Origin of the sequence: Acinetobacter sp. SwsAc4, from assembly GCF_013391535.1 — a bacterium.
Lineage (GTDB): Bacteria > Pseudomonadota > Gammaproteobacteria > Pseudomonadales > Moraxellaceae > Acinetobacter.
Window position 1 is genome coordinate 1 of sequence record NZ_JACAXC010000047.1, and the last position, 9946, is coordinate 9946.

A 9946-nucleotide genomic window follows, 5' to 3' on the forward strand; every position below is an offset into this window, starting at 1 on the left:
CAGATGGCTATTCTACGTTTGATTGGTTTTGGAAAAAAAGAAGAATTTAAGAAAGTGCTCGCAATTTTAAGAAAGAAAAAGCCTGATAGGACAAGGGCTCTATGAAATTTGTCGTGTACAGAGAAGAAGCAATTACATGATCCATCATGTATGTCTAAGCAAGATTGTATTATGTCATTTTCTAAAATTGCATATACATCTACAGCGCTGGATGTTTTGCAGTCGATGATTTTTTTACCTGCGGAACAGTCTACTTTTTCTCCATTAAATCAAAATTTCATCTCATCTGATCTTTCCAATTTATGGAAACCCCCACGCTTTAACTAATTTGATGATTCTTCATCATTCATAGAGTTTTCTATGGGTGTTCTGCACGTGCGCGTGTACATCATTTTAGAGCTAAAAATATGAACTTTAATAAAGGAAAGCTGTCCCTAAAATGGGGTGGATGCTCGATTGCGACGATCTGTTTTTTCTTGAGTTATGGACATGCTTATGCCCAGCCACTGACTTTGGATACAGCATTGAAGCTTGCTGAGCGATATGCGCCTGCTCTAAGAGCTAATAGTGCTCAGATTGAAGGTGCTGAGAATATGGTTTCAGCTTCCGGTATCTTACCCAATCCTAAACTGTTTGTTGGCTTAGATAATTACCCCGTGTCTGGCGATGCCGCATGGTCAGTCACACAAGAAGGCATGACGATGAAAAAGATTGGCATCATGCAAGATTTTCCAAATCGTGCCAAAAGATTGGCCGAAATAGAATTAGCAAAAGCTGAATTGGGTTCAGCTAATGCTCAGACAGAAATTCTTCGTATTGAGTTACGTCAAAAAGTAGCATCGGTATGGCTTAAGCGTTTTTATCTTGAGCGTAAACTGGCCTTATATGATGACCTTCTTTCAGAAAATGGATTGTTATTCCAGATTACGCAGACACAGGTTACATCTGGTCGGACTATGGTTACTAATGCGATTTCCCCTAAGCTGGACAAAACGGTTTTACTTGATCAAAAAGATGATTTACTTCGAGATTTAAATAAAGCAAAGCTAGAATTACACCGATTAATCAGTGCGGATTCTAGTCGTACAACTGAAATAGAAAGTTTGCCTAGCCAAGAACCTGTAATTAATTTTGATACATCACGTTTATATCATCATCTGCATCAACTTCCTGAATTGAAAGCATTTCAAGCAGAAAGGCAAACTGCTGAAGCCAAACTTAAGCAAGCTCAAGCCCTACAAAAATCAGATTGGAGTATCGAGTTTGCCTATCAGCACCGTGCTCCTGAATTTGGAGATATGATTGGTGTGCAACTGACAACGGAACTACCAGTATTTTCAAAAAAACGTAGTAGTTCATTGGTTCAAGCCATTTTAGCGGAACAAAACAGGATTACAGCAGATCAGGAGATAAAATACCGCGAGCATCTCACTATGTTAGATGAGGGGCTATCGGACTTAAAAGCCCTTGATCAACAAATCCAACGTACAGTTCAAAGTACACTTCCTTTGACTAAACAAAAAGTAAATTTACAGCTAGCAAGTTATCAGGCTGGTAAAGCCAATTTGTCAGATGTCATTGAGACACGACAAGCATTACTAAATCAGCGATTACGCCTCATCGATTTACAACAACAGCAAGCAATTATCAAAGCCCAGCTCTATTTTTCTTTTGTAGAACCGACCTTAAACCATGCTGAGGAGTCACGATAATGTTAAAAAATAAATTAGCATTCGTAATTGCTGGCTTGATTGTGGGCAGCTTGGGAATCGGTAGTGGTGCTGGATATTGGTATGCTCATCAAAATGATAAAAAGCAAACTGTAAGTGATCAGGCAACTGCTAAAGTGTTGTACTGGTACGATCCAATGAAACCAGAACAGCATTTTGATAAGCCGGGGAAATCCCCTTTTATGGATATGCCGTTAGTCCCTAAATATGCGGATGAAAGTACTTCTGGAATGACTGAAAGTGCAGGAGTAAAGATTGATCCATCTCTTCAACAAAATCTAGCCATTCGTTATGCCACAGTCGAACAAGTTGTAATGGGTAATACTTTGTTAACCAATGGCATATTACAAGCGAATGAACGACAGATAGCGATTCTGCAAACACGGGCAAGTGGTTTTGTTCAGCGTGTCTATGGTCATGCAGTCGGAGATATAGTGACTCAAGGGAGCCCGATTGCTGATATTTCAATACCAGAATGGACTGGGGAGCAGACCGAGTTTTTGGCAGTACTTAAAATAGGAGACCGTTCTCTTATTCAAGCAAGTCGACAACGCCTACGGCTTCTGGGAATCCCACCAAATGTGATCCATCAAGTCGAACAAACACATCAAGTACAATCTAATATGACTTTGAGTGCTCCTATAAGTGGATTCATTGACTCATTAGAAGTTCATAGTGGAATGACTTTAACTATGGGGCAAACACTTGCTTCAATTAAAGGAATTAATCCAATTTGGTTAGAAGCAGCAGTGCCTGAAACGCAAATTGCTGGAATAAAACGAGGTGCTAAAGTCGAAGCAACTTTTGCTGCATATCCTCAAAAAGTGTCTGGTAAAGTCATTGATATTTTACCAACACTAGATACCACAAGCAGAACCATAAAAGTTCGTATTGAGTTACCCAATAGAGAGGGACAACTCAAGCCAGGAATGTTTGCTTCTGTCAAATTCTCCAACAATCCTCAAAGCAGTTTAGTTGTGCCAGAGCAAGCTGTTATACGTACCGGTACTCGTAATATCGTCATTGTGGCACATGAACAAGGGCGTTTTGAACCTGTTGTTGTACAGTTAGGGCAGAGTGATGGAAATAAAATAGCAATTCTACAGGGTTTGAACGCTGGTCAGAAAGTAGTGGTTTCGGGACAATTCATAATTGATTCTGAGGCCAATTTACAGGGTGTACTGGATAAGTTAAACACTGGACAATCGATTACTTCATCTCAAGTAACTAAGGCATCAATATACCAAGGCATTGGTAAAGTGGAAAAAGTTACAGCTCAAGACATTACCATTTCACATCAGGCAATTGCTGAGTTGGGTTGGGGGGCTATGACCATGGGCTTTAAACAACCAGTACAACCATTTACCCAAATTCAGCAAGGAGATCAGGTCAGTTTCCGCTTTACACATGTTGGGGATGCTTATGTGATTTCTGACATTTCCAAGATGTCTATGACATCTATGAAGAACTAAACGGGAGAACCATCATGATCACCCGTATTATTCGTTTTTCAATTGCAAATCGAGTATTTGTCTTATTAGCTGCTGTAGTTCTTGCCGTTTGGGGAACTTGGGCTGTCAAAAATACTCCGGTTGATGCTTTGCCAGATCTGTCTGATGTACAAGTTATTGTGCGAACTAATTTTCCCGGTCAAGCACCACAAATTGTTGAAAATCAGGTGACGTATCCTTTAACAACGACCATGTTATCAGTGCCCGGTGTTAAAGCTGTTCGGGGCTATTCTTTTTTTGGTGATTCGTTTGTTTATATCATTTTTGATGAACATACTGATCTTTACTGGGCACGTTCTCGCGTGTTGGAATATCTGAATCAAATACAAGGGCGAATGCCTACAAATGCAAAATCTTCATTAGGACCAGATGCTACAGGTGTTGGTTGGATTTACGAATATGCTTTGGTTGATCCAACAGGGCAACATGATCTCTCACAACTGCGAAGCATACAAGACTGGTTTTTGAAGTATGAACTAAAGACAGTACCGAATGTGGCTGAGGTTGCCACAATTGGGGGAATGGTTAAGCAGTATCAAATTGTTTTAGACCCTACCAAGATGGCAGCATTCGGTATAACTCAACGAAGTATCATTGAGGCAATTCAAAAGGCAAATCAGGAAACTGGCGGTTCAGTCCTAGAAATGGCTGAAACTGAATATATGGTAAGAGCTTCTGGTTATTTAAAAACATTAGAAGATTTTCGGCAGATCCCATTACGTACGAACGGTTTAGGCATCCCAATCACTCTTGGAGAGGTTGCAACGATTCAACTCGGACCTGAAATGCGTCGTGGAATTACTGAACTTAATGGACAAGGAGAAACCGTTGGAGGTGTTGTGATTTTACGGGCCGGTAAGAATGCACGTGAAACGATTACTGCTGTGAAAGCAAAACTGGCTGAATTGCAACAAAGTTTACCTAAAGGCGTGCAAGTTGTTCCAGTATATGATCGCAGTCAATTGATTGATCGGGCTGTAGAAAATTTAAGCCATAAATTGATTGAAGAATTTATTGTGGTGGCTTTGGTTTGTGGATTATTCCTCTGGCATTTACGTTCAGCAATGGTTGCGATTGTTTCTTTGCCCTTGGGAATCTTGTCAGCTTTTTTATTGATGTATTATCAGGGACTAAATGCCAATATCATGTCATTGGGTGGTATTGCCATTGCAATTGGCGCTATGGTCGATGCCGCTGTGGTTATGGTCGAAAACGCACATAAGCATATCGAAGCTTGGCAACATGAACATCCTGATCAAGTTTTAAAAACACAAGAGCGTTGGGACATCATTACGCATTCTGCTAGTGAGGTTGGACCTGCTTTATTTTTCTGTTTACTCATCATTACTTTATCCTTTATTCCTATTTTTACTTTACAAGCACAAGAAGGACGACTGTTTTCTCCATTGGCATTTACTAAAACTTATGCCATGGCCGCTGCCGCAGGGTTATCAATTACACTGATTCCAATTTTGATGGGGTACTGGATTCGAGGGAAGTTACCCTCTGAACAATGCAATCCATTAAACCGTTTTCTAATCAAAATATACCGTCCGATGTTGGATAAGGTCTTAGCTTATCCAAAGACAACTTTATTTGGTGCATCATTCATTTTTCTTCTCAGTCTTTTCCCTTTAACTCGCTTAGGTGGAGAGTTCCTGCCCAATATGGATGAAGGTGATTTACTGTATATGCCTTCGGCTTTACCGGGATTGTCCGCAGCAAAAGCTTCTGAGTTACTTCAACAGACTGATCGAATGATTAAAACTGTTCCAGAGGTTGCCACGGCATTTGGTAAAGCTGGGCGAGCAGAGTCAGCTACAGATCCAGCACCTTTAGAAATGTTTGAAACCACGATTCAGTTTAAACCGCGATCTGAATGGCGTTCAGGTATGACACCCGACAAGTTAGTAAAAGAACTGGATAAAGCGGTTCAAGTACCGGGTTTAACAAATATCTGGGTGCCACCTATTCGTAACCGAATTGATATGTTGGCAACTGGGGTTAAAAGCCCAATCGGGATTAAGATTTCAGCAAATGATTTGCAAGATATTGATCGGGTCGCACAACAAATTGAACAGGTTGCCAAAAAGATACCCGGTGTTAGCTCAGCTTTAGCTGAACGACTCACAGGTGGGCGATATGTTGATATCGATATTAATCGAAAGCAAGCTGCACGTTATGGTCTTAATATCAATGATGTACAGCAAATTGTGTCATCAGCAATTGGTGGGGAGAATATTGGGGAAACTGTTGAGGGATTAGCTAGGTATCCTATTAATGTACGTTATCCACGAGAAATCCGAGATTCACTTGAAGCCTTAAGGAATCTACCAATTCTGACTGAATCAGGTCAGCAAATTGTTTTGAGTAGCATTGCCAATATTCAAATCACTGATGGCCCCCCAATGCTAAAAAGTGAGAATGCTCGCCCAAGTGGTTGGGTCTATGTTGATGTACAAGAGCGTGATTTAGCTTCTGTAGTTCAGGATTTGAAACGATCTATTGATGAACAAGTGAAACGCTCTGCGGGTATGAGTATTAGTTATTCAGGTCAATTTGAGTTTATGGAAAGAGCAAATGCTCGTCTAAAGGTGGTGATACCAATCACTTTGATGATCATTTTTCTATTGCTCTATTTGATTTTTAGACAAGTACAAGATGCCGCTCTGATTATGCTGACTCTACCATTCGCTTTAATCGGTGGTATTTGGGCAATGTATTTCAGTGGCTATAACTTTTCAATTGCCATAGCAGTAGGCTTTATTGCACTTGCGGGTGTTGCCGCAGAGTTTGGTGTGGTCATGTTGTTTTATTTAAAGCAAGCCATACAACAAACGCAGTCTTCTGAAAAATCCTTAACTGAACAACAGCTCAATGACGCACTTCGTACAGGGGCTGTTCTACGTGTTCGCCCAAAAGCGATGACTGTAGCTGTAATTTTAGTCGGGCTACTTCCTATTCTTTTGGGGACTGGAACAGGTTCTGAATTGATGAGCCGTATTGCTTTACCGATGGTTGGAGGCATGATTTCAGCTCCGCTTTTATCAATGTTTGTTATCCCCGCTGCCTACCAACTTCTAATCAAAAGGAAACTATCAAAATCTTGATAGTTTTATTATTTCGTTCAAAGAGGTTTTATTATGTTTAAATTTATGAAAATTGTAGCTCTTGTTGCAACTATTGCTACGTTAAGCGCTTGTAGTAAAAATGAGGCATCAGAGCAAAAGAAAGCGGAAGCACCTATGGAGCAGATGAGTAAAGAATCATCTACAGCAATGACAGCTCAAGCTGTTGGCGTTATTACGGCTATTAATACGAAAGAAAATATTTTGACACTCAATCATGAGGCAATTGCAGCGATTAAATGGCCAGCAATGACAATGGGTTTTAAGGTTGCAGATCCTAAGTTGTTAAATGGGCTTGCAGTAGGGCAAAAAGTTGATTTTGAATTAAAAGCAGATGGTGAAATTTACACAATCGTAAGTGTTAAACCAGAAAACAAGTAATGTCAAAAGTATAACTAATATCAAGAGTACAGAGCCTGTAAAAAAATCTGTTTAATTCCCTTTAAAACGAATGCTTCAGCCATCTAAGGCTGAAGCATTCGTTTTATGATGTCTAGTTAAAGTGTGTACAACAGAATTCAGTCCAATCAGCCATTAAACCTTTACGTTTTTCAAGGTACCCTCCACGTAAGTAAGAAGCTTCAACTTCATCGGGTAGTTTATGGGCAAGTACATGCTCACAAACTTCCCGTGAATAATCCGTTTTATCGGCTGACCAATCACGGAATGTAGAACGGAAACCGTGTGTTGTAACCACACGATTTTGTTTTGGATCAATATAGCCTAAGCCATCTTCTTTAAGCTTCTGCTCATGCATCCGTTTGATCAATGTGGTTAATGACATATCAGAAAGCATTTCTCCAGAACGTGGGGCAGGGAAAATGAAATCTTGTGCTTGAGTATGATTTTTGATTGATTCAAGCAACGTGATGGCTTCTTCAGACAAAGGTACGCGATGTTCCTTTTCTGCTTTCATCCGTTCTTTAGGAATAATCCAAACCTTATTCTTAAAATCAATTTCCTGCCATTTAGCCCCAAAAATCTCACCAGATCGACATGCAGTTAAAATCGCAAATTCCAGAGCTTTAGGGGAAATCCCTTTTTTCTGTCTTAAATGCTGGATAAACTCAGCAACCTGTTCATAAGGCAGGGATGGATGTGGGCGTGATTCCTGCTTTAAGTTACCTAATATAGGTTCAAGATTGCCTTTCCATTCAGCAGGGTTGTCACCCTCAAAATATCCCATAGCCTTGGCATAATCAAAAATGGTTTCTATACGACCACGAATACGTCTGGCTGTTTCATTTTTTTCAATCCAGATTGGTTTGAGAGCTTCAGCAATATCTACTTTGGTAATGGTGCCAATGGTGAGATCACCCAGCGTTGGATAGATATAGGTTTCCAGTGTTGTTGACCATTGTCCGATATGCTTTTGATTTTTGAGTTCACGGGTTTTATTGGCAATAACAACTTTTGCACATTCCATGAATGTTTTATTCCGTAGTTGCTGGACATGCAGCTGTTCAAGCTGTTCCTGTTTATGCACAATAGGATCAATCCCATTTCGTATTTGTAATTTTAATTCAGCGGCTTTGGCACGGGCTTCTGCCAAGGAAACTTCAGGGTAGGGGCCAATACCAATATCACGGCGATGAGGTTTTAATTTTCCATCTTTATCCAGACGTTTTCCCACAACGGCACGTAAAATCCAGACACGGGAATCTCTTTCAACATTTAAACAAAGACCATCAACGCCGCCTACGTGGTATCGACCAGTCTCTTTAATTCTTGCTACACTGAGTGCGGAAAGCTCTTTGGATTTCTTTGGCATGCCTTTGATTTACCCCTCAACCTACCCCTCATAAAATACTGGAAATGGTAGGATTGGGCAAGATGGCTTAGGACGATTAAAATATTAAACAATTGAAAAATATATATTTATAATATTGTGTTGGACTGCTTAGGACTATTGTTAGACGGACACCGCTTCCGCCAAATATTTAAAAAAGCCCTTGTTTTTACAAGGGCTTTTTTTCTTAGCTCTGGTTTTACCCCTAAACCTACCCCACATCCAATATTGGATTGAATTACATGGGATAAAACTTGTAAGGAGCAATTGAGAATTAGCTAATCGTCAGTTTGAAATGCTAACAATATACAAGCCTATACTTCGAACAACTTAACTGGCTCTTTCAAAGTAGAATAGATGTGAATGACGGTTTGATCTGCCTAAATTCAGTAGTAATTATTCAAAAGATAGGGCACACATTTAAAAAAATACTGTCAGTTGTCTGAGGTTATAATGATTGTTTTCTATAGAAGACAATTCTAAACAATTAAGATGTTATTCATTTACCGTTGAATAATTTGAACTGAATCTTTTTAGTGTCTACTAACTTAATTTGGAAAATAGTTTACCCATCAGAAAATATAGAAGTTGTTATGGAGAAAATTTTAGGTAATGAATGGATTAAACTTAATCACAGATCAAGATCGAATCAATGCTGTTTTATGTATTTAGGCATGTATAAATAATAATTTTTTAGAACATCATTGGTTTTAATGGGAAGTATTATTATGAGAATTTACACTTTTTGATGTTATGCAGCCAAAGACCTACTCTTTATCGCTAATAATTTGACAGAGAAGAAAGCTAGCATTAGTGATAATTTTCGTCACATCGCTTCCAGTCTTGTTGTTTATTTCAAAAATATGACTTAAATATTTAATAACTAAAAATAAATATTAAAAAATGGTTGAATAGTAAGCAATTATCTATAATGATAACTAATATTCACTTGATCATTCATTCTAGGAGGTAGATCATGATTGATGTGCAATATTCCGAAAATGTCTCGATACATCAGTTATCTGATGATGCATTCTTGTTAAGAGTCAATGATGCAAAGGTTTATCAATATTTGCTCAAGCAATGTGGTAAGGAATTCGGTTGGGAACGTTCGATACAAAAATCTCAAAGTTTTTTTAACGGTGATATTGAATACCAAATTAACCTTTCTGATATTCCGTTGGAAAATTTTGGACGAGATTTCTTTATGTTGGAACCAGAACTACTCGATAACATTGCGAAAAGTTAATACATAGCTTGATTATATGCTGTGTATAGTGAGTTATATATTTCAGTTTTTCGCCACGTCATCCCCTTGACGTGGTCTTTTTATATAAAACTATTTTATCGAAAATAGAATCAATTTTATAATTTTGATACTGAATATCGTCTCCAATGGCGCAAACTTCATATCAACTACGAGTAGTTCAGCTCACAACAAACAAAGTGAGTGATTCAGAGGTGCTTGGTGATTTGCTTGATCAAATTCCGTTGGATGAACGAATTGATTTAGTCTATACAGATGGTGCTGATGATACAAAGCACTGCCGACAAGTCATTTTAGATTGAGATGCACATGCAGTCATTCCACCTAGCAAGAATGCAAAGCTTTGGAAAGATAAGAAATAGATATCTTTAGAGAGGAATGAATTATTAAAAACAGCTCTGTACACGACAAATTTCATAGAGCCCTTGTCCTATCAGGCTTTTTCTTTCTTAAAATTGCGAGCACTTTCTTAAATTCTTCTTTTTTTCCAAAACCAATCAAACGTAGAATAGCCATCTGAA

The 9946-nt window shown here is 38.8% G+C and carries 6 protein-coding genes and 2 pseudogenes; 7 read left to right on the top strand and 1 reads right to left on the bottom strand.

Annotated features, from left to right (window positions below; genetic code table 11):
- Positions 1 to 123: 123 nt before the first annotated feature.
- The 5 genes and pseudogenes from HYG88_RS14675 to HYG88_RS14695 form a co-directional block, all read left to right on the top strand.
- Positions 124 to 327 (top strand): annotated as a pseudogene (locus tag HYG88_RS14675) (hypothetical protein); the annotation flags it as partial.
- A gap of 80 nt (positions 328 to 407) precedes the next feature.
- Entirely contained in the window at positions 408 to 1712 is a 1305-nt protein-coding gene (locus HYG88_RS14680) for a TolC family protein (RefSeq protein WP_005159440.1), read from the top strand.
- Complete coding sequence (locus HYG88_RS14685; RefSeq protein WP_004912818.1) at positions 1712 to 3202, top strand: efflux RND transporter periplasmic adaptor subunit; 1491 nt, start codon at positions 1712 to 1714, stop codon at positions 3200 to 3202. The genes HYG88_RS14680 and HYG88_RS14685 overlap by 1 nt, the downstream gene beginning before the upstream one ends.
- Positions 3203 to 3216: 14 nt before the next feature.
- On the top strand, positions 3217 to 6351 hold the full coding sequence (locus tag HYG88_RS14690) for an efflux RND transporter permease subunit (protein ID WP_005159444.1): 3135 nt from the start codon (positions 3217 to 3219) through the stop codon (positions 6349 to 6351).
- 33 nt (positions 6352 to 6384) lie between these two features.
- Entirely contained in the window at positions 6385 to 6750 is a 366-nt protein-coding gene (locus HYG88_RS14695; RefSeq protein WP_004912811.1) for a copper-binding protein, read from the top strand.
- 112 nt (positions 6751 to 6862) lie between these two features.
- On the opposite strand, the gene HYG88_RS14700 is transcribed toward HYG88_RS14695, so the two are convergent.
- Entirely contained in the window at positions 6863 to 8140 is a 1278-nt protein-coding gene (locus HYG88_RS14700; RefSeq protein WP_178883358.1) for a tyrosine-type recombinase/integrase, read from the bottom strand.
- A 994-nt stretch (positions 8141 to 9134) separates the two neighbouring features.
- Here HYG88_RS14700 and HYG88_RS14705 point away from each other — a divergent pair.
- Both HYG88_RS14705 and HYG88_RS14710 read left to right on the top strand, forming a co-directional pair.
- Complete coding sequence (locus HYG88_RS14705; RefSeq protein WP_004662783.1) at positions 9135 to 9407, top strand: hypothetical protein; 273 nt, start codon at positions 9135 to 9137, stop codon at positions 9405 to 9407.
- 132 nt (positions 9408 to 9539) lie between these two features.
- Positions 9540 to 9784, top strand: a pseudogene (locus HYG88_RS14710) (transposase); the annotation flags it as partial.
- Positions 9785 to 9946 lie beyond the last annotated feature (162 nt).